Annotated in this window: 14 protein-coding genes; 8 read left to right on the top strand and 6 right to left on the bottom strand. The window is 71.2% G+C overall.

The window, feature by feature from the left end:
* Positions 1–9 precede the first annotated feature (9 nt).
* A complete protein-coding gene (malQ, locus tag ACFU9P_RS17135) occupies positions 10–2,181 on the top strand; it encodes a 4-alpha-glucanotransferase (RefSeq protein WP_384081318.1) in 2,172 nt (723 codons plus the stop codon).
* Positions 2,182–2,201: 20 nt separating this feature from the next.
* A complete protein-coding gene (locus ACFU9P_RS17130) occupies positions 2,202–2,435 on the top strand; it encodes a hypothetical protein (RefSeq protein WP_376375606.1) in 234 nt (77 codons plus the stop codon).
* Between the two features lie 164 nt (positions 2,436–2,599).
* Here the strand turns inward: ACFU9P_RS17130 and ACFU9P_RS17125 are convergent, their stop codons facing one another.
* Positions 2,600–3,613 (bottom strand): MASE1 domain-containing protein, encoded by a 1,014-nt coding sequence (locus ACFU9P_RS17125; RefSeq protein ID WP_384081315.1) that lies wholly within the window; start codon positions 3,611–3,613, stop codon positions 2,600–2,602.
* A 107-nt stretch (positions 3,614–3,720) separates the two neighbouring features.
* Complete coding sequence (gene pepN / locus ACFU9P_RS17120) at positions 3,721–6,297, bottom strand: aminopeptidase N (protein WP_384081312.1); 2,577 nt, start codon at positions 6,295–6,297, stop codon at positions 3,721–3,723.
* Between the two features lie 127 nt (positions 6,298–6,424).
* On the opposite strand from pepN (ACFU9P_RS17120), the gene ACFU9P_RS17115 reads away from it, so the two are divergent.
* The 3 genes from ACFU9P_RS17115 to ACFU9P_RS17105 all read left to right on the top strand — a co-directional run bounded on the left by ACFU9P_RS17115 (position 6,425) and on the right by ACFU9P_RS17105 (position 8,332).
* Positions 6,425–6,655 (top strand): ribbon-helix-helix protein, CopG family, encoded by a 231-nt coding sequence (locus ACFU9P_RS17115; protein ID WP_384081309.1) that lies wholly within the window; start codon positions 6,425–6,427, stop codon positions 6,653–6,655.
* Positions 6,642–6,989 (top strand): type II toxin-antitoxin system PemK/MazF family toxin, encoded by a 348-nt coding sequence (locus ACFU9P_RS17110; protein WP_376375618.1) that lies wholly within the window; start codon positions 6,642–6,644, stop codon positions 6,987–6,989. Before ACFU9P_RS17115 ends, ACFU9P_RS17110 begins: the two co-directional genes overlap by 14 nt.
* Before the next feature lie 140 nt (positions 6,990–7,129).
* On the top strand, positions 7,130–8,332 hold the full coding sequence (locus tag ACFU9P_RS17105; RefSeq protein WP_384081306.1) for an MFS transporter: 1,203 nt from the start codon (positions 7,130–7,132) through the stop codon (positions 8,330–8,332).
* A 52-nt stretch (positions 8,333–8,384) separates the two neighbouring features.
* Here ACFU9P_RS17105 and ACFU9P_RS17100 read toward each other — a convergent pair whose 3' ends face one another.
* Positions 8,385–9,413, bottom strand: a complete 1,029-nt coding sequence (locus ACFU9P_RS17100; RefSeq protein ID WP_384081303.1) for an aspartate-semialdehyde dehydrogenase — start codon at positions 9,411–9,413, stop codon at positions 8,385–8,387.
* Between the two features lie 166 nt (positions 9,414–9,579).
* Positions 9,580–12,885 (bottom strand): S8 family serine peptidase, encoded by a 3,306-nt coding sequence (locus ACFU9P_RS17095; RefSeq protein WP_384081300.1) that lies wholly within the window; start codon positions 12,883–12,885, stop codon positions 9,580–9,582.
* 271 nt (positions 12,886–13,156) lie between these two features.
* Here ACFU9P_RS17095 and ACFU9P_RS17090 point away from each other — a divergent pair, with 271 nt between their 5' ends.
* A complete protein-coding gene (locus tag ACFU9P_RS17090) occupies positions 13,157–13,612 on the top strand; it encodes an NUDIX hydrolase (RefSeq protein ID WP_376375630.1) in 456 nt (151 codons plus the stop codon).
* Between the two features lie 89 nt (positions 13,613–13,701).
* The gene (locus tag ACFU9P_RS17085) at positions 13,702–14,865 is read left to right on the top strand and encodes a serine hydrolase domain-containing protein (protein ID WP_384081297.1); all 1,164 of its coding nucleotides are present in this window, start codon (positions 13,702–13,704) and stop codon (positions 14,863–14,865) included.
* 175 nt (positions 14,866–15,040) lie between these two features.
* Here the strand turns inward: ACFU9P_RS17085 and ACFU9P_RS17080 are convergent, their stop codons facing one another.
* Positions 15,041–16,129: a hypothetical protein gene (locus tag ACFU9P_RS17080; protein ID WP_384081294.1), complete on the bottom strand. Its 1,089-nt coding sequence runs from the start codon at positions 16,127–16,129 to the stop codon at positions 15,041–15,043.
* Positions 16,130–16,289: 160 nt separating this feature from the next.
* Positions 16,290–18,929: an aminopeptidase N gene (gene pepN, locus ACFU9P_RS17075; RefSeq protein WP_384081292.1), complete on the bottom strand. Its 2,640-nt coding sequence runs from the start codon at positions 18,927–18,929 to the stop codon at positions 16,290–16,292.
* A 230-nt stretch (positions 18,930–19,159) separates the two neighbouring features.
* Between pepN (ACFU9P_RS17075) and ACFU9P_RS17070 the strand changes: the two genes are divergently transcribed.
* Entirely contained in the window at positions 19,160–19,783 is a 624-nt protein-coding gene (locus ACFU9P_RS17070) for a DsbA family protein (protein WP_376375640.1), read from the top strand.
* The last annotated feature ends 88 nt before the right edge of the window (positions 19,784–19,871 follow it).

Genomic DNA, 19,871 nt, shown 5'->3' with positions numbered 1-19,871 from the left:
GGAGTGCGTATGAGCCTGGCCGGACTCGCGGAACTGCATGGTGTCGCCACCTCGTACGCACCGTCGCCGGGCGTCAGTGTCCCGGTCCCCGACTCGACCGTTGTGCTGGTGCTGGCCGCGCTGGGTGTCGACGCCTCCAGCCCGGCGGCGGTGGACAAGGCGCTGAGGCGCGCCGAGTCCGCCGCCGCGCGCCGTCTCCTGCCGCCGACGCTGGTGGTGTGGACGGCCCGGGGCGCGCCAGAAGCACCTCAGGACGACACGGTCACCGCGCCCGCGAGCACCGCGCCCCTGCTGCCGCCCGCCCTCGCCGCTCTGCCGGACGGCTCGGTGCTCCGGGTGGAGACCGAGCAGGGCGATTCGGTGGAGCTGCCCGCGGGGCCCGGCGCGGCCGCCGCCTGGGCCCGGCTCCCGCTCGGGGTGCACCGGCTGACCGTCCGCGCCCCCGCCGCCGGGGGCCGTTCACGGCGCGAGGACCGGGCCGCGCTCGTCGTCGCCCCCGACCGGGTGCCGGAGCCCGCCGCCCGCGCCTACGGCTTCCTGGTGCAGCTCTACTCCCTGCTCTCCCGGCGCTCCTGGGGCATGGGCGACCTCGGTGATCTCGCCGAGCTGGCCGCCTGGTCGGGGCGGGCCCTCGGCGCCGGGTTCGTGCAGATCAACCCCCTGCACGCCGGGGTGCCCGAGGTGCCGGCCGACCCCTCGCCCTACCGCCCCTCCTCGCGCCGGTTCCCCGACCCGGTGCATCTGCGGATCGAGGCCGTCCCGGAGTACGCGTATGTCCACGGCGAGGACCGCGCGCGGCTCGACGGGCTCGCCGAGCGGGCCGCCGCGCTGCGCGAGGCCGTGCTGGACCCGGCCCCGGGCAAGGGCGGGCTGATCGACCGGGACGCCGTATGGGCGCTCAAGCGGACCGCTCTGGAGATCCTGGCCACCGTCCCGCTCGGCCCCGGCCGCCGCGCCGAGTACTGCGACTTCCTGGCCGAGCGCGGCCGGGCCCTGGAGGACCACGCCACCTGGAACGCGCTGGCCGAGGTGCACGGCCCGCACTGGCGCTCCTGGCCGGCCGCGCTGCGCGATCCGCGCTCCGCCGAGACGGCCGCGGCCCGGCGGCAGCTCCTGGACCGGGTCGACTTCCACTGCCGGCTGGCCTGGCTGACCGACGAACAGCTCGCCGCGGCCGGCCGGGCGGCCAGGGACGCGGGCATGGGCGTCGGGATCGTGCACGACCTCGCCGTCGGCGTCCACCCCGACGGCGCCGACGCCTGGGCCCAGCAGGACGTCTTCGCCGCCGGCATGTCCGTGGGCGCCCCGCCCGACGCCTTCAATCCGCGCGGCCAGGACTGGGGGCTGCCGCCCTGGCGCCCCGATGTGCTGGCCGCGTCGGGCTACGCCCCGTACCGCAGCCTGCTCCAGGGCCTGCTGCGGCACGCCGGGGCGCTGCGGATCGACCATGTGATGGGCCTGTTCCGGCTCTGGTGGGTGCCGGAGGGCCTGGACCCCACCCGGGGAACGTATGTCCGGTACGACGCCGAGGCGATGCTCGCGATTCTCGCCCTGGAGGCGCACCGCGCGGGCGCAGCCGTCATGGGCGAGGACCTGGGCACGGTCGAGCCGGGCGTACGGGAGGCGCTGGAGCGGCGCGGGGTGTTCGGCACCTCGGTGCTCTGGTTCGAGCGCGACTGGGACGGTGAGGGCGGGCCGCTGCCGCCGGACCGCTGGCGCGCGGGATGTCTGGCCACCGCCACGACCCATGACCTGCCGTCCACCGCGGCCCGCCTCACCGGTGAGCATGTGGAGCTGCGCCACCGGCTCGGTCTGCTCACGGGACCGCTGGAGCGCGAGCGCTCCGAGGCACAGACGGAGGTCGCGGAGTGGCTCGGCCGGCTCACCTGTCTGGGGCTGCTGTCCGGCGACGACGAGGAGGAGCGTATCCGCGCGGTCTACCGCTTCCTGCTGCGCACCCCGGCGCGGCTGGTCGGGGTCTGGCTGCCGGACGCGGTGGGCGACCGCAGACCGCAGAATCTGCCGGGCACCTGGGACCAGTACCCCAACTGGCGGCTGCCCGTCGCGGACGCCGAGGGCCGGCCCGTGGGACTGGAGGAGCTGGCCGCCTCGCCCCGGCTGCACGCCCTGATGGAGGTGTTCCGGCCGGGTACGGCACCCCCGCCCGCGCGGCCGTCCTAGCCGTTCGCTACGTTTGCGGGGTGGACAAGAAGAACGCTCTGCGCGCCGGCGCCCTGGCGGCCGGTACGACGCTGATGATGCTGCTCATGTCGTCCCCGGCGCTCGCGCTGAGCCGGGACGACGGCGACGACCCGGGCCCCGGCCTGAGCATCGCCGAGACGCTCGGACTGTATGTGGTGGCCCCGCTGGTGATCTTCGGCGTCATCGCGGGCCTGGTCATGGTCCTCGACAAGTCCCACAAGCAGCACGTCTGACCCTGCGCGGGTCCTGAGGGCGCACGAAAAGGGCGCGGACAGCCGACCGGCCGCGCCCTTTTCGTGCGCCCCCATCGGTATGTACGCACCCGCCAGCACGTACGTACCCACCGGCCTTCGCGTACGTATTCACGGGCCGCGCCCTTCCCGTATCCCGTACGTATTCACGTACCGCCTTCCGTCCCCTCCACGGACTGCTGGTGCCGTGGCCGCAGCCTCGCCCCCTGGCCGGGCACGAGCTGCTCCACCACCTCGGTCAGCTCGTCGCAGGCCTCCTCGATCTTGTCGTGGATGTTCTTCTGTTCGGTGACGATCGCCGTCAGCAGCAGTGAGGTCAGCGCCAGCGAGCCGTTGAACGCCTGAAGGGTGATCATCCGCTCGACGATGGTCTGATGGGCGAACGCCCCCTTCGGATCGGTCACCTCCCAGATCGCGCGGAGGGAGACCGCCAGCGCGAACGGAGCGCTCCCGGCGAGATGGAAGCGCAGCGCCGCCCAGATCAGCATGGGGAAGAAGAGAAAAATCAGTGTGAACGGGCTCATGGTGACCAGCCAGGTGATCACGACGGCGGTGATCACCAGCGCCGACACCTCGACCCATCGGTGGAGGCGCAAGGGCCACCGCAGCCTGCACAGCAGGAGCAGGAAGGGTGTGACCAGCAGGACGCCCATGGCGTCACCGGTCCACCACACCAGCCAGGCCGTCCAGAATCCGTCCGGCAGCGCGACACCGCCGAGCCGTATCGCCAGCACCGGCACGGTCGCGGCGACCAGCATTCCGGCCAGGCCGCCGAGGAAGACCAGCGCCACCCCGTCCCGCAGCCGGTCCAGCTCGATACGGAACCCCACCCGCCGCAGAAGGAACAGGGAGCAGAGCGGCGCGAGGGTGTTCCCGGCCGTGATCGCGATCTCGATTCCGCCTACCGGGCCGAGCGGCAGGAAACCGATGAGGGTGCCCAGGGTGATTCCCGGCCAGGCGCCGGCGCCCAGAAGGAGCAGAGCGGTCAGGGCGATGCCCGTGGACGGCCAGAGCGGCGTGAGACCGGTGTCGTCGACCTTCAGGACTTCCTTCTGCAGGCCGATCCAACCGCCCAGGCAGTAGAAGGCGGCGACGCCGAGGATCCGGAGGGCGGCCACGGCCGGACGTCGGAGTTGCTCTGTACGCACCACAGCGGCCATGAGACATCGCGCCCCGCCCGGCCCGGCTGTGACACGCACTGCGGCGCCGACCATGTCACCCGTTGCTTCGGGGGGCGGCCCCCGCTCGGGCCGCCCCCCGCCGGCCCTTACGCGCCGCCCGCCGCCTCGTCCGCCTTCTGCGCCCTCAGCGCGCGCTCGACACCCGACCTCGACTCCGAGACCAGCCGCCGCAGCGCCGCGTTCGGGCCCGCCGAGGCGAGCCAGGTGTCCGTGGCGTCCAGCGTCTCCGGGGAGACCTGGACGGCCGGGTAGAGCCCGACCACGATCTGCTGGGCCATCTCGTGGGAGCGGGACTCCCAGACGTCCGAGACCGCCGCGAAGAACTTCTCCGTGTACGGCGCCAGCAGCTCGCGCTGGTCGGTCTGGACGAAACCGCTGATCACGGCCTCCTGGAGGGCGTTCGGCAGCTTGTCGCTCTCCACCACCGAGGCCCAGGCCTCCGCCTTGGCCTCCGGCAGCGGGCGCGCCGAGCGGGCCGCCGCCGCGTGGCGCTCGCCCGCGGCTGTCTTGTCGCGCTCGTACTCCGCCGCGATCTCGTCCTCGTCGTGCAGTCCCACCGCCGCCAGTCGCTGTACGAACGCCCAGCGCAGCTCGGTGTCGACGGCCAGGCCCTCGATCGTCTCCGTACCGTCGAGCAGCCCCTGCAACAGATCGAGCTGTTGAGGGGTGCGCGCGGTCGCCGCGAACGCGCGGGCCCATGCGAGCTGGTGGTCCCCGCCGGGCTCGGCCGCGCGCAGATGCGCCAGCGTGGCGTCCGTCCACCGGGTCAGCCCCGCCTCGCGCCACGCGGGCGCCGCGTACAGGTCGAGCGCGACCTTCACCTGGCGGTGCAGCGACTGCACCACCCCGATGTCCGACTCCTTCGTGATGCCCGACAGCACCAGCTCCAGATAGTCGCGGGTGGCCAGCTCGCCGTCCCGCGTCATGTCCCAGGCCGAGGCCCAGCACAGCGCGCGCGGCAGCGACTCGGTGAAGTCCCCGAGGTGCTCGGTGACGACCCGCAGCGACTCCTCGTCCAGGCGGACCTTCGCGTACGACAGGTCGTCGTCGTTGAGCAGGATCACCGCCGGGCGCGGGGTGTCCGCCGGGAACGGCACCTCGGTGCGCGCGCCGTCCACGTCCAGCTCGATCCGGCTCGTACGGACCAGACGGCCGCTCTCGTCCAGGTCGTAGCAGCCGACCGCGATCCGGTGCGGGCGCAGGACCGGCTCACCCTTGGCGCCCGCGGGCAGCGCCGGTGCCTCCTGCCGTACCGCGAAGGAGGTGACATGCCCGGCCCCGTCCAGCTCGATCTCCGGGCGCAGGATGTTGATACCGGCCGTCTCCAGCCAGGCTTTCGACCAGGTCCGCAGATCGCGCCCGGAGGTCTCCTCCAGCGCGTCCAGCAGATCCGAGAGCCGGGTGTTCCCGTAGGCGTGCGCCTTGAAGTACGCCTGGACACCGCGGAAGAACTCGTCCTGCCCGACATACGCGACGAGCTGCTTCAGTACGGACGCGCCCTTGGCGTAGGTGATGCCGTCGAAGTTGACCAGCACATCGTCCAGATCGCGGATGTCCGCCATGATCGGGTGCGTGGACGGCAACTGGTCCTGGCGGTACGCCCAGGTCTTCATCGAGTTGGCGAAGGTCGTCCACGACTGCGGCCAGCGCGAGCCCGGCGCGGCGGCCAGGCAGGCGATCGAGGTGTAGGTGGCGAACGACTCGTTCAGCCACAGGTCGTTCCACCACTCCATGGTGACCAGATCGCCGAACCACATGTGCGCCAGCTCGTGCAGGATGGTCTCGGCCCGCATCTCGTACGCCGCGTCCGTCACCTTCGAGCGGAAGACGTACTGGTCGCGGATGGTCACCGCGCCCGCGTTCTCCATCGCGCCCGCGTTGAACTCCGGGACGAAGAGCTGGTCGTACTTGGCGAAGGGGTACGCGTAGTCGAACTTCTCCTGGAACCAGTCGAACCCCTGCCGGGTCACCTCGAAGATCGCGTCCGAGTCCAGGTATTCGGCGAGCGAGGGACGGCAGTAGATGCCCAGCGGCACGGACTGCCCGTCCTTCTCGTACGAGCTGTGCACCGAGTGGTACGGGCCGACGATCAGCGCCGTGATGTACGAGGAGACGCGCGGGGTCGGCTCGAAGCTCCAGACGTTCTCCTTGGGCTCCGGCGTCGGCGAGTTGGACACCACGGTCCAGCCCTCGGGGGCCTTCACGGTGAACTGGAAGGTCGCCTTGAGGTCGGGCTGCTCGAACGAGGCGAAGACCCGGCGGGCGTCCGGCACCTCGAACTGCGTGTAGAGATAGGCCTGCTGGTCGACGGGGTCGACGAAGCGGTGCAGGCCCTCACCGGTGTTGGTGTACGCGCAGTCGGCGACGACCGTCAGCTCGTTCGGACCCTGGAGCAGCTGCGGCAGCGCGATCCGCGAGTCGCGGAAGACCGCGGCGACATCGAGCGCGGTGCCGTTCAGCACGGCCTCGTGCACGGCGGGCGCGACGAGATCGATGAAGGTCTCGGCCCCGGCCTCGGCGCTCTCGAAGCGCACGGTGGTCACGGACCGGTAGGTGCCGCCCTCCTGCGCGCCGCTGAGATCGAGTTCGATCGCGTACGAGTCGACGGTGAGCAGCCGCGCCCGCTCCCGCGCCTCTTCACGGGTCAGATTTGTGCCTGGCACCCGGTTCATCTCCTCGGTTCGTGACGTTTCGGCCCATCCTTCCACGGGGGGCGGGCCGGACGCCCGGGAGTAATCCAGCGGGGAATCGGGGTAGCACTGGAATTCCTACCCGGGTAGCATCTGGAGTATGAAGATCAGTGTGAGCCTTCCGGAGGAAGACGTCTCCTTCGTCGACCAGTACGCGGCCGCCTCGGAGTCGGCGTCGCGGTCCGCGGTGATCCACGCCGCGATCGAGCTGCTGCGCGCGTCCCGGCTGGAGGAGGACTACGCCGCCGCGTTCGAGGAGTGGGACGAGAGTGACGACGCGGCGTTCTGGGAGCGGGCGGCCGGGGACGGGCTGGCCGATGCGCAGGGGTGACATCTTCCTGATCGACTTCGAGCCGGTGCGGGGGAGCGAGGCCAACAAGGCACGGCCCGCCGTCGTCGTCTCCAACGACGCGGCCAACCGCTCAGCCGAACGGAGCGGCAAGGGCGTCGTGACGGTGGTCCCCGTCACCTCGAACACCGCCCGGGTCTTCCTCTTCCAGGTCGTCCTGCCGGCGGAGGAGTGCGGGCTGACCAAGGACTCGAAGGCGCAGTGCGAGCAGGTACGCGCGGTGTCGCCCGACCGGATGCGGCAGCGGCTCGGGGCCGTACCGAAGCAGCGGATGACCGAACTCGACGCGGCGCTGCGGCGGCATCTGGCGCTCTGAGCGTTCGGTGGGCGGGCGGGCCGCCTGTGCGCCGGGGTTGTCGCCGTGGTTGTGCGCCGGGGGAACGGGAGGGAAAAGGGTCGGCCAAGGTCGACCCGGCCGCATTGTTACGCGCCGGGGCCCGGCGAAGGCTGGTCCGTATGGAAAAGACCGCCCGCAGGACCGGGGGCCCGCGTCCGTTACCGCTGTCCGTCTTCGCCCTTGCCGCCGCCACCTTCTGTGTCGTCACGACGGAAATGCTGCCGGTGGGGCTGCTCACCTCGCTCGGCGACGGACTGCGCACCTCGGACGGTACGACCGGGCTCACCGTCACCCTGCCCGGCCTGGTCGCGGCGCTCGCCGCGCCCCTGCTGCCCGTCGCCGTACGCCGTGCCGACCGGCGGACTGTGCTCTGCGCGCTGCTGGCCGTGCTGGCCGCGGCGAACGCGCTCTCCGCGCTCGCGCCCGCCTTCGGGGTGCTGCTGGTGGCGCGGGCCCTGGTCGGGGTCTGTATCGGCGGCGTCTGGGCCATCGCCGCGGGCCTGGGAGCCCGGCTGGTACGGGCGGGGTCCGAGGCCCGCGCCACCGCCGTGATCTTCAGCGGGATAGCCGTCGCGTCCGTGCTCGGGGTGCCCGCCGGGACGCTGATCGGCGGGCCGGCCGGCTGGCGCTGGGCGTTCGCCGCGATGGCGCTGCTCGCGCTGGCGGTCGCGGTGCTGCTCGCCGTACTGCTGCCGCCGCTGCCCCCGGCCGGCGCGGTACGGCTCTCCGAGGTCGCCGGAGTGGTCTGTATCCCGGCGGTACGGGCCGTACTGCTCGTCGTGGCCTTTCTGATCACCGGCCACTTCGCCGCGTACACGTACGTACGCCCGGCCCTGGAGCGGGTGCCGGGGCTCGGCACGGAGGCGGTCGGCGCGCTGCTGCTGGCGTACGGGGCCGCCGGCATCGCGGGCAACTTCGCGGGCGGCGCGGCCGCCGCCCGCGATCCGCGCCGGGCACTGCTGGTGATCTCGGCCGTGCTGGCGGGCGCGGTGCTGCTGAGCGTCCCCGCGGGCGGCTCACTGCCGGCCTCGGTGGCGCTGCTCGTGGTGTGGGGGCTGGCGTACGGCGGGGTCTCGGTCAGCGCGCAGAACTGGCTGATGGCCGCCGCGCCGGACCGCCGGGAAGCGGGCTCGGCGCTCTTCGCCGGGCTGTTCAACGCGGCGATCGCGCTGGGCGCGCTGCTCGGCGGCCGGGCAGCCGACCACTATGGCGCGGCGGGCGCGCTGTGGCTGGGCGGTGTACTGGCACTGGCGGCGCTGGGTGGGGCAATCGAGCCCGTCCGGCGATTGAGGACACAGCACCGCAGCCCGTCCGGCGATTGAGGACGAACCCGCCGTTAGCGCGCCAGCGGAGGACGAACCCGCCGTCAGCGCGTCAGCGCTTCAGCTCCGCCGCCACCAGCTCCGCGATCTGTACCGCGTTCAGCGCCGCCCCCTTGCGCAGATTGTCGTTCGAGACGAACAGCGACAGCCCGTTCTCCACCGTCTCGTCCACCCGGATCCGGCCCACGAACGACGCGTCCTGGCCCGCCGCCTGGAGCGGGGTCGGGATCTCCGACAGCGCCACGCCCGGCGCGTCCTTGAGCAGCTCGTACGCCCGCTCCACGCTCAGCGGGCGCGCGAACCGCGCGTTGATCTGGAGCGAGTGGCCCGTGAAGACCGGCACCCGTACACAGGTCCCGGAGACCTTCAGCTCCGGGATCTCCAGGATCTTGCGCGACTCGTTGCGGAGCTTCTGCTCCTCGTCGGTCTCGAACGACCCGTCGTCCACCAGATTGCCCGCGAGCGGCACCACATTGAAGGCGATCGGCCGCTGGTAGACGGCCGGCTCGGGGAAGTCCACCGCCGCGCCGTCGTGCGTGAGCCGGTCCGCCTCGTCCACGACCTTCCGCGCCTGCCCGTGCAGCTCGGCGACCCCGGCGAGGCCCGAACCCGAGACGGCCTGGTAGGTGGCGGCGACCAGCGCGGTCAGCCCGGCCTCCGCGTGCAGCGGGCGCAGCACCGGCATCGCGGCCATGGTGGTGCAGTTCGGATTGGCGATGATGCCCTTGGGCCGGTTCTTGATCGCGTGCGCGTTGACCTCGGAGACGACCAGCGGGACCTCGGGGTCGCGCCGCCAGGCGGAGGAGTTGTCGATCACGACGGCGCCCTGCGCGGCGACCTTCTCCGCGAGCGCCTTCGAGGTGGCGCCGCCGGCCGAGAACAGCACGATGTCGAGCCCCGCGTAGTCGGCCGTGGAGGCGTCCTCGACGGTGATCGTCCGGTCCTGCCACTCGACGGTGGTGCCCGCGGACCGGGAGGAGGCGAAGAGCCGCAGCTCGGTGAGGGGGAAGTCCCGCTCGGCCAGGACCCTGCGCATGACCGTGCCGACCTGACCGGTGGCTCCGACGATTCCGACCTTCACTGGGGCTCCTCACTCGCGACTGTCCCGGGAACGCGTTCCCACATCATGCGTCTGTCCCGGGCCGGATTGTCCAATCCATTGTCCGAAGGGCGGAACGGCCCGGGGCCCGGGAACGCCGAAGGGGCGGGCGCCCACGTGGACACCCGCCCCTCCATTACCGCACGGGTTACGGAGTGACGCTCCCGATGATCACGCTGCCGGTGCCCGCGGCCGTACCGCGCGCGTTCAGCAACTGGACCTCACCGAAGAACTGCCGGCCCTCCGGAGCCGCGCTCTTCACCAGCACCTCGGCCGAGGCCTGCGCCGAGGCACCGCTGTCGAGCTTGACCGCGCCGTTCGCGCTGATCGTGCCGAGCCCGTCCGAGTAGTACACGTCGCGGTAGTCGTACGCCGTGGTCCCGGCCGGGACCGAGTAGGCGTCCACCACGGCCGTGTACGTACCGGCGGCCGGCTTGATCAGGCTGACCGTCTCGTCGGCGCTGGCGCTGGTCGAGGCGCCGACCTGCACACCGTCCCTGAAGACCAGCAGGTCCAGGTCGGCCCCGTTGTCCGAGGCACCGCCGATGGTGAAGTCGAGCTTCTCGACACCCGCGCCGATGATGACCGTGGACTCGATCTGGTCGCCGTCCGCGATCGTCGGACGGGTGACCTTCGCCGAGCCCAGCGAGCCGCCGCCGAGCTTGCCGTCGATGGCGGCGGCGCTGTTGGTGACCGTCCAGCTCACCGGCGCCGGCGTACCTATCTTCGCCTCCGGCAGCGTGGTGACCGCCGGGTCGAAGACCGCGCCGAGGATCGACACGTCCAGCTTGTACGGGTTGTCGAGCAGAGGCGACGTACGGCGGGCCTCGACCTCGATCTCCCAGACGCCGGGCTGCGGGTTCTGGTATGACCGCAGATCCGGGCGGCAGGTGTTGCTCGGGTTGTTGTAGTTCGGGTAGCAGAAGATCGTGGAGCTGTCCTCCATCGCCACGCCGTACGGGTGGATGGAGATGAACCGGGTCTGGCTGCCCGTGGCCAGCCCGCCCAGCGCCACCTCCAGCGTCTTCGCGCCCTGCGGGACCGTCAGGAAGTACGACGTCGAGCTGTTGCGCTGCACGGACTCGTTCGCCGAGAAGGCGTACGAGGGCGCCGCCAGCGGCTTCGAGACGACCACGGTGGCGAGGATCTGCTTGTCCACGCCCTCCGAGTCACGGTCGTCCAGCTCCAGGATGGCGCTGTGCACCCCGGCGGAACCGGGCTTCGCCTCCACGGCGACCGTGACCGGCTGGTTGAGCGGCAGCTCGACGTTGTGGCTGCCGACCAGCCGGAAGGTGCTGTTGTCGTTGTACTTCCAGTTCAGCCGGTGCTCCACCGGGCCCGCGGGGCCGGTGGTCCGGGTGATGGTGATGTCGTACTTCTTGCTCTGGCCGGCCCGGAGGCCGCCGTCGCGGTCGTACAGACCCGTGCCGAAGCCGGGCGTCTTCAGGAACTCGTCGATCGTGGTGTCGACCGGGGCCTTCACCGTGTACTCGTACGAGCTGGTGTCGCGCTGGATGGCCTTCCACGCCGCCACGACATCGATCAGACCCGCGCCCTGCTCATGCGCCTGCAGACCGTCGATCTTCTCGGCGGTGCTGGTGAGCGCCGTCCGCAGCTTGGCGGGGGTGAGGTCGATGTGCTTCTGCTTGGCGGCCGAGATCAGCAGCGCGCTCGCGCCCGCGGCCTGCGGGGAGGCCATCGAGGTGCCCTGGAGCATCGAGTAGCCGGGCGGCAGGGTGTAGCCCGCCTCGGCGACCGGGGCGCCGGGCAGCCAGGTCTGGGTGCTGTTGATGGCAGCGCCCGGTGCGGTGATCGTCGGCGTGAAACCGCCGTCCTCGCGCGGGCCTCGGGAGGAGAACGGCAGCAGGCTGTACTTCTTCGTCACGCCGGAGCCGTAGTTGGCGGCCCAGGTCTCCTTGGAGATCGACGCGGCGACGGAGATCACCTTGTCGGCCAGGGCCGGGTCGCTGATGGTGTTGGTGCCGGGGCCGTCGTTGCCGGCCGAGATCACCAACTGCACGCCGTAGGTGTCGATGAGCCGGGTGTACAGCTCCGACCTGGCGTTGTTGCCGTCGTTCAGCGGGGGCAGACCGCCGATCGACATATTGACGATGTCCACACCGCGGTTGACGACGAGGTCGATCATGCCCTCGGTGAGCGCGATGCTGGTGCAGCCGCCGCTCCAGGTGCAGGCGCGCGAGGACACCAGCTTGGCGCCGGGCGCCGCGCCGTTCATCTTGCCGCCGAACAGCCCGTTGGCCGCGGTGATACCGGCGACGTGCGAGCCGTGCGCGCCCTCGATGACACCGATGCTGACGAAGTCGGACTTCGCGCCGGCCGCGTTGTAGACGACGTCCTTGCGGATCTCGACGACGAACGGGATGCGCTCGGCCACCGGGGTGGCCGGGTTGTCCGTACCGAAGTAGCCGATCTGGAAACCGTCCTTGTACGGCTTCATCGCGACGTCGTTGGTGAAGTCGCCGTCGTTGTTCAGATCGACGCGGACGGTGCCGGCGGCCGGGTCGTACAGCACGCCCCAGACATCGGTGGTGTCGCCGTCGCGGTTGAGGTCGCCCGCCATCTCGCCGCCGAGCGTGGCGTTCTCACGGAACAGGTTGAACCTGTACGAGCCGGCCGGGGCCGTCCACGTACGCCCGCCCAGGGTGAACGTCGGCCCGGACGCGGCGGTGTTCATGATGCGCCAGGTGCCGTCGCCGTCCGAGACCGGGTCGGTGGCGGTCACCCAGTCGACGATCTTGCGCTCGCCGGTGGTGGTCTTCTGGAGCGCGGGGTGGCCGAGATCGACGCCCGAGTCCAGGATGCCGATGGTGACACCGCGGCCGTCGGCCGTCGGATTCTTTCTGACGAAGTCCACCGCACCGGTCTCGAAGGACGGGTTGTACGGGTTCTCCGCCGCGGTCTTGCTGCTGGGCGCCGGGTACTTCTCGGCGTCGCCCGGGCTCTTGGCGCTCTTCGGACCCTGGACCGTGTCGGCCGCCGGCCGCGGGTCGTCGAGCTTGATCTCCTGGTTGAGATCGATGCCATGGACGGAGGAGAGCTTCTGCGCCGCCTTGATGGCGGCGTCCGCCCGGGCGGTGGGCAGCGTCGCCCGTACATAGCCGAGCTTGTCGTACGTCTTGCCGACCACGGCGCCGGGTACGGCGTCGAGCTGGCCGACGACCTGCTCGGTCGCCCCGGGAGCGGTGGCGACCATGACGGAGACGTTCTTCTCACCCGCGGCCTCGGCCTTGGCGAGCAGATCGGCGTCGGCCGCCCCCAGCTTGTCGGAGGACGACTTGACGGGAGCGGGGACGGCGGGGCCGTCGGCGCCGGTCGCGGAGAACGCGGGTACGGCGCCGGAGGCGATCAGCGCGGCCACCAGGCCGGTCGCCGCAGCGACCCTGGCCACGCGTCTCGGTCCGGATATGGACTCGGATTCGGAGGTCATCAGCATCCCTGAGTGGTGAAAGAGACAGTCCGGATTTCGGTACCGGATGACCGCTCAGCTTTTCGTAAGAGACAGGGGTTTGTGGAGGGTTGTCAGGGTCGTGATTCGGTCATGGCGGAAATCCGCCAGTGCGACGGTTGCGCCATCAGGGGATCAATGGGGCGAGAGGTACGAAGAGGGCCCGGACGCGTACGGGTCCGGCACCGGCCCGCCCGAGTCCGGTGCCGATCCGCCCAAGTCCCGGGCCCGAGGCTGCCCCTGGTCCTACTCTCTCGGGATGAACCAGGAGCTACGAGTGGCCGCCTATGCGGTGTGCGTCCGGCACGAACAGATCCTTCTCGCCCGCTGGGTGGCCCGTGACGGCACAAAACGCTGGACGCTCCCCGGCGGCGGCATGGACCACGGCGAGGACCCCATCGACACGGCGGTCCGCGAGGTCGAGGAGGAGACCGGCTACGACGCCGAGATGACCGCGCTGCTCGGGGTGGACTCGATCCGCCGCCGCTACCCACGCAAACTGGGCACCTTCGCGGACTTCCAGGGCCTGCGCATCATCTACGAGGCCCGGATCACCGGCGGTTCGCTGCGCCCGGAGACGGGCGGTTCCACCGATATGGCGGCCTGGCATCCGCTCGCCGCGGTCGAAGACCTGGACCGGGTCGAACTCATCGACACCGGCCTGAGATTGTGGCGTGAGCGGCCCGCTCTCGGCCGCTTCGCGGTGAACGGCTGAAAACGGGTCAACCCGTTCGGAGCGGCAAACCCTTTCGCAGCTTCGGGCGTCCTGCCTGCCGATCGCATCGGTACAACAGGGGAGTTCACATGGCAGTACGTACGGTCCGGATCGCGCTCACCGGCACACTCGCGGCGGTCGCACTCGCGAGCACCGCCCTGGTCGCGCCCGCCGTGGCGAACCCGGCACCGGACAGAACCGCCGCCGCCCACCGTGCCACCCAGGAGGCCCTCGACGCCGCCGTCGAGGAGGGCGTACCGGGAGCGCTGGCCCGCGCCGACGACAGCAAGGGCACGTGGAACGGCTCCGCGGGCGTCGCGGACCGCGACACCGGCCGGCCGCGCCTTCCGCAGGACCGTTTCCGTGTCGGGTCCATCACCAAGACCTTTGTCGCGACGGTGCTGCTCCAGTTGGAGGCGGAGGGCCGGGTCGATCTGGACGACACCGTCGACAGCGTGCTGCCGGGAGTGGTGCGCGGCAACGGCAACGACGGGCGCCGCATCACCCTGCGCCAGCTTCTCAACCACACCAGCGGTGTCTTCAACTACACCGAGGACGAGGGGCTCCAGGAGAAGATCTTCGGGGACGGCTTCTTCGAGCACCGCTACGACACGTGGAAGCCGCGCGAGCTGGTCGACATCGCCCTGGCCCACCAGCCGAATTTCGCGCCCGGCACGAGCTGGAGCTACTCCAACACGAACTTCATCCTCGCCGGGATGGCCGTCGAGAAGCTGACGGGCCGCCCGTACGCCACCGAGATCGAGCGCCGGATCCTGCGGCCCCTGGGCCTGCGCTCCACCACCGTCCCGACCACCGACCCCCGGATGCCGCAGCCGTCCGGCCGGGCGTACTCGATCCTCATCCCGGACCCGGCCGCGCCGATCCATGACGTCACCGAACTCAACCCGTCGGTGGCGGGGGCGGCGGGCGGGATGATCTCCAACCCGGCGGACCTGAACCGCTTCTACAGCGCGCTGCTCAAGGGCAAGCTGCTGCCGAAGCAGCAGCTCAAGGAGATGAAGACAACGGTCTCCATGGGCGACGAGGCCCCGCCGGCCTACCGCTACGGCCTCGGCCTCCAGGTCCAGGAACTCTCCTGCGGCGAGAAGGTCTGGGGCCATGGGGGCGGGATCCACGGGTCGTCGTCGGGCGCGGTGACGACGGCGGACGGCACGCACTCGCTGTCGCTGAACTTCAACGCGGACTGGGTGGGGGACGCGGGCGCGGTGGTAGAGGCCGAGTTCTGCGCCTAGCCGCGCCAAGCGGTCCGTCCTCAATCGCCGGACGGGCTCTATTTGTGCACCCGGCACCGGCGCTGGCCCGTCCGTCCTCAATCGCCGGACGGGCTTATTTTCGCCGGCGCCGGGTGCGCATCCGGCGCCGGGTGCGGGCAAATCCAGCCCGTCCGGCGATTGAGGACATAGTCGCCTACCGCGGTAGGACCAGGACCCTCGCCGCCGGATCCCTCGCGTCCGCTGTCATGAGGGCCGTGCGGACCACCGTCGCCTGTTGGTCCAGCGATTCGCGGAGTTTTCGCGGGGTCAGGTGGACCACCGTGATCCCCAGCCGCTCCAGGTGCTCCCGCTTGCGCACCGCCTCCGTCCAGCCCGCGCCGTCGTCGTCCTCGTCCGCCGCCGCCCTCGTGTCCAGTTCCACCGCGACCGCGAATTCCGGCCAGTACGCGTCCACGGTGCCGAGCTTCGCCCCGCCGGGCAGGCGAAGTTCGACGTTCCAGACCGGCTCGGAGAGCCCGTACGCGCGGACCATTTCGTACAGGCGGCCCTCCGCCAGCGTCCGCCCCTCCGCGAGCAGGGTGTCCACGGCCTGGACCACATGGGGCCGGGCCAGCAGTCCGGACAGGGTGAGTTCCCGTACCACCACGGCCGGTTCGCAGTGGCCGCCCCGTACCGCCTCGGTCAGCAGCGCGACCACCTCGCGCGCCTCGGACAGGTCCGCGATCGCGTCGGCCACCGCGCGTGCCACGGGCGCCACCGGCAGTCCCGTCACTTGCTCGGGCCGGGGCAGGGCGTGCGCGCGGATCAGGCGGGCGCAGCCGGTGGACCGCAGCCGCCGGGTGCGCGGGACCAGGACATCGATACGGTCCAGCGAGAGCAGCCCGGGCGTGGAGGCGAAACCGTACAGCGCCAGCGCCGCGAGCCCCGTGATCATCACGGAGTCGTACGAAGACGCCCCCGGCCCCGCCTCCGACTCCGGCCCCGCCTGTGCGGGCACCGGCACCGCCTTCGCGGCCGGCCGCCCCGCGTACAGCAGCACCGCGCGCAGCCGCTCCTCGCTGGTCGGTGCCCCCGGGTGCAACAGGAAGACCCCCGGCAGCAGTTGCTGCCAGGGGCCACCGGGCCGGCACTGCGCGGCGGCCCGGGGACCGCCCACCCCGTGCTCACGCAACTGCGCGAGCGTGAGCACACGGCGCCGCACATCGCGGGACGCGGACAGGTCGCTGAGGGGCGCCGATGAGCCGGACGACAGGGGGGCGAGGGGGGTGGTGTTGTTGTTCATGCCCCGGTCATCCCCGGCTTCTGCCTCTTCTCTAACCCCTGTTACGAGTTCGTCGACAAAAATGGACAAGCTCGGCCTAAAGTACGGGCGTTCGACTGCCGATGATGCGCGACTCGTCGTACGAATCAGATGGGCCGCGCCTCCCCATGCCCGTCCCCGGTCACTCCGCCCCGTCCCGCTCCTCCGACCAGTCCCGCTCCTGCGCCCACAGCGCCCGCGCCAGATCGTCCCCCGCCTCCAGCACCAGCCTGCGCAGCGCCGGCGCCGCGTCCTCGTGCGCCGCGAGCCAGGCGTCCGTGGCGTCCAGGGTCTCCCGGTGCGCCTGGAGCGACGGGTACAGCCCCCGCACCACATCCATGGCGATCTGGATCGAGCGCTCCGCCCACACCCGCTCGATCACCTCGAAGTACTTCGCCGCGTACGGCGCGGTCAGCTCCCGCTGCCCCGGTCGCGCGAACCCGGCGATCACCGCCTCCACCAGCGCGTTCGACAGCGCGTCCGACTCGACGACCTGCGCCCACGCCTGCGCCTTCACCGCCGCCGAGGGCCGCGCCGCCAGGCACCGCACCTGGTGGCGCTTGCCCGACGCCGTGTCGTCCAGCGCCAGTTCCGCGTCGATGACCGACTCGTCCGCCGCGCCGTGCGCGGCCAGCGGCTCCAGGAACGCCCAGCGCAGCTCCTGGTCCACGTGGAGGCCGTCGATCTTCGCCGTACCGTCCAGCAGCCCGCGCAGCAACTGGAGGTCCCCCTCCGACGCGGCGATCGACGCGACGAACCGCGCCCAGGTGAGCTGTTGCTCGCTGCCCGGCTCGGCCGCACGCAGCTGTTCGAGCGCGTTCCCCGACAGCAGCCGCTGACCGTGCTCACGCCACTCCGGCGCCGCGTAGTGGATGAGCGCCGACCGCGCCCACGCGTGCACCACCTGGAGCACACCGATGTCCGTCTCGCGGCCCGCGTGGGCGAGCACCAGGGCGATGAAGTCCCGGGCCGGCAGGAGCGCGTCACGGGTGAGATTCCAGGCCGCGGACCAGCACAGCGCCCGGGCCAGCGGGTCGCTGAGATCGCCGAGGTGCGCGCGCAGGGTGTCCAGCGAGGCCGCGTCGAAGCGGATCTTGCAGTACGTCAGGTCGTCGTCGTTGACCAGGATCAGATCCGGGCGGTCGGCCCCGGCCAGCCCGGGCATGACCGTACGCGGCCCGTCGATGTCCGCCTCGGCGCGCGCGTACCGTACGAGCGCGCCCTCCGGCGTGCGCCGGTACAGCCCGACCGCCGCCCGGTGCGGCCGCAGCTCCGGGCGTGACTCCGCCGCCTCCTGCACCACCGCCAGCTCGGTGATCCGCCCGTCGTCGCCGTAAGCGGCCTGCGGAGTGAGGGAGTTGACCCCGGCGCTCTGGAGCCAGGACCGCGCCCAGCCCGCCATGTCCCGCCCGGAGGTCTCCTCCAGTACGGACAGCAGATCGCCCAGCTCGGTGTTCCCGTACGCGTTCCGCTTGAAGTAGCGCCGGGCGCCCTCCAGGAACGCGTCCTGCCCCACGTACGCCACAAGCTGCTTCAGCACCGACGCGCCCTTGGCGTAGGTGATCCCGTCGAAGTTCAGCTTGGCGTCCTCCAGATCACGGATGTCGGCCGTGACGGGGTGGGTGGAGGGCAACTGATCGGCGCGGTACGCCCACGCCTTGCGGTTGTTGGCGAAGGTGATCCAGCCGTCGGTGAAGCGGGTCGCCCCGACGAGCGCGAACGAGCCCATGAAGTCCGCGAAGGACTCCTTCAGCCACAGGTCGTCCCACCACCGCATGGTGACCAGATCGCCGAACCACATGTGCGCCATCTCGTGCAGGATCGTCGTCGCCCTGCGCTCGTACGACGCCCGGGTCACATAGCCGCGGAAGATGTACTCCTCGCGGAAGGTCACCAGACCCGGGTTCTCCATCGCACCGAGGTTGTACTCCGGCACGAACGCCTGGTCGTACTTCCCGAAGGGGTACGGGTAGTCGAAGTGGTCGTGGAAGAAGTCCAGGCCCTGCTTGGTGATCAGGAAGATGTCGTCCGGGTCGAAGTGCCGGGCGAGCCCCTTGCGGCACATCGCGCCGAGCGGGATCTCCAGCACCGTGCCGTCCTCGAACGTACGGCGGTACGAGTCGCTCACATAGTGGTACGGGCCCGCGACCACGGCCGTGATGTACGTCGAGATCGGCGCGGTCTCGGCGAAGTGCCAGACCCCGTCGGTCAGGGTGCCCGCGCCGTTGCTCCACACCGTCCAGCCCTCGGGCGCGGTCACCTCGAAGCGGTACGGGGCCTTGAGGTCCGGCTGTTCGAAATTGGCGAAGACCCGGCGGGCGTCGGCCGGCTCGTACTGCGTGTAGAGGTAGACCTCGCCGTCCTCCGGGTCGACGAAGCGGTGCATGCCCTCACCGGTCCTGCTGTACGCGCACTGCGCGTCCACGACCAGGACGTTCTCCGCCTCCAGGCCGTCCAGTGCGATGCGCGAGCCGTCGAAGACCGCGGCCGGGTCGAGGTCCGTGCCGTTGAGGGTCACGGAGGTGACGGCGGGCGCGATCAGGTCGGCGAAGGACGAGGCGCCGGGGCGTGCGCAGCGGAACCGGATCGTGGTGACCGAGCGGAAGGTCCGGGGGCCGGCGGGCGCAGGGGCCCCGGCGGTGTCCTCCGGAGCGGTGGCCTCGTCCGGAGCGCTCGCGCCGTCCACCGCCGAGCGCAGGTCGAGGCGTACCTCGTACCCGGTTACGGACAGCAGGCCGGCCCGCTCACGGGCCTCGTCGCGGGACAGGTTCTCACCGGGCACGGTCACTCCTTCGTGGCTCGCCGCGTGGTTCGGCGGTGCTGGCAGCGCTCGGCAGTGCTTGTGGCGCTGGGCAGCGCTTGTCTCGAACCCGGCGATCCTCCCATGTGTGCGCGGTGGGCGGCAGCCCATATGCGCCCGGCGGGCGGCGGCGGGGAATGCCCCCGGCCGTCCGGGACGTTCCTCCCACGAGGTGTATCCGAGGTGTGTTCACCGCCTTCATGAGGAGAGTCATGTCCGAGAAGACCCCCGTCGACTTCTGGTTCGATCCGCTGTGCCCCTGGGCCTGGATGACCTCACGCTGGGTGCTCGAAGTGGAGAAGGTCCGCGACATCGAGGTGCGCTGGCATGTGATGAGCCTGGCCGTGCTCAATGAGGACAAGGAAGTACCGGAGGAGTACCGCGAAGGGCTCGCCAAGGCCTGGGCGCCGGTCCGTGTGGTGATCGCCGCCCAGCAGAAGCACGGCGACGAGGTCGTCGGCGATCTGTACACCGCGCTCGGCACCCGCTTCCACAACCGCGGCGAGGGCGCCACCCGCGAGGCGATCGCCGGTGCCCTGGACGAGGTCGGGCTGCCGGCTGACCTGATCGATTTCGCGGACACCGACACGTACGACACGGAGCTGCGCGCCTCCCACAAGGAGGGGATCGACAAGGTCGGCCAGGAGGTCGGCACCCCGGTCATCGCGGTGCCCGGCTCGGACGGCGAGCAGATCGCCTTCTTCGGTCCGGTCGTGACTCCGGCGCCCAAGGGCGAGGAGGCCGCGAAGCTGTGGGACGGCACGCTGATGGTGGCGTCGATCCCGGGCTTCTTCGAGATCAAGCGGACGCGGACGATCGGCCCGATCTTCGACTGACCGGCGTTTCACTGACCGGCGTTTTCGGCTGACCTGCCCGGCGGTGGACCGACCCGCTTTTTGACCCTTTACGCGTAAGGGCCCTCAT

The sequence above is a fragment of the Streptomyces sp. NPDC057617 genome (genome assembly GCF_042800555.1).
Classification (GTDB): Bacteria; Actinomycetota; Actinomycetes; order Streptomycetales; family Streptomycetaceae; genus Streptomyces.
This window is presented reverse-complemented; position numbering and strand designations above follow the sequence as displayed.

Bases quoted from the DNA above. Each gene is read 5' to 3' on its own strand.
- malQ (WP_384081318.1), top strand. From the start codon at position 10: ATGAGCCTGGCCGGACTCGCGGAACTGCATGGTGTCGCCACCTCGTAC.
- ACFU9P_RS17125 (WP_384081315.1), bottom strand. From the start codon at position 3,613: ATGGCCGCTGTGGTGCGTACAGAGCAACTCCGACGTCCGGCCGTGGCC.
- ACFU9P_RS17115 (WP_384081309.1), top strand. From the start codon at position 6,425: ATGAAGATCAGTGTGAGCCTTCCGGAGGAAGACGTCTCCTTCGTCGAC.
- ACFU9P_RS17110 (WP_376375618.1), top strand. From the start codon at position 6,642: ATGCGCAGGGGTGACATCTTCCTGATCGACTTCGAGCCGGTGCGGGGG.
- ACFU9P_RS17105 (WP_384081306.1), top strand. From the start codon at position 7,130: ATGGAAAAGACCGCCCGCAGGACCGGGGGCCCGCGTCCGTTACCGCTG.
- ACFU9P_RS17095 (WP_384081300.1), bottom strand. From the start codon at position 12,885: ATGCTGATGACCTCCGAATCCGAGTCCATATCCGGACCGAGACGCGTG.
- ACFU9P_RS17090 (WP_376375630.1), top strand. From the start codon at position 13,157: ATGAACCAGGAGCTACGAGTGGCCGCCTATGCGGTGTGCGTCCGGCAC.
- ACFU9P_RS17085 (WP_384081297.1), top strand. From the start codon at position 13,702: ATGGCAGTACGTACGGTCCGGATCGCGCTCACCGGCACACTCGCGGCG.
- ACFU9P_RS17080 (WP_384081294.1), bottom strand. From the start codon at position 16,129: ATGAACAACAACACCACCCCCCTCGCCCCCCTGTCGTCCGGCTCATCG.
- ACFU9P_RS17070 (WP_376375640.1), top strand. From the start codon at position 19,160: ATGTCCGAGAAGACCCCCGTCGACTTCTGGTTCGATCCGCTGTGCCCC.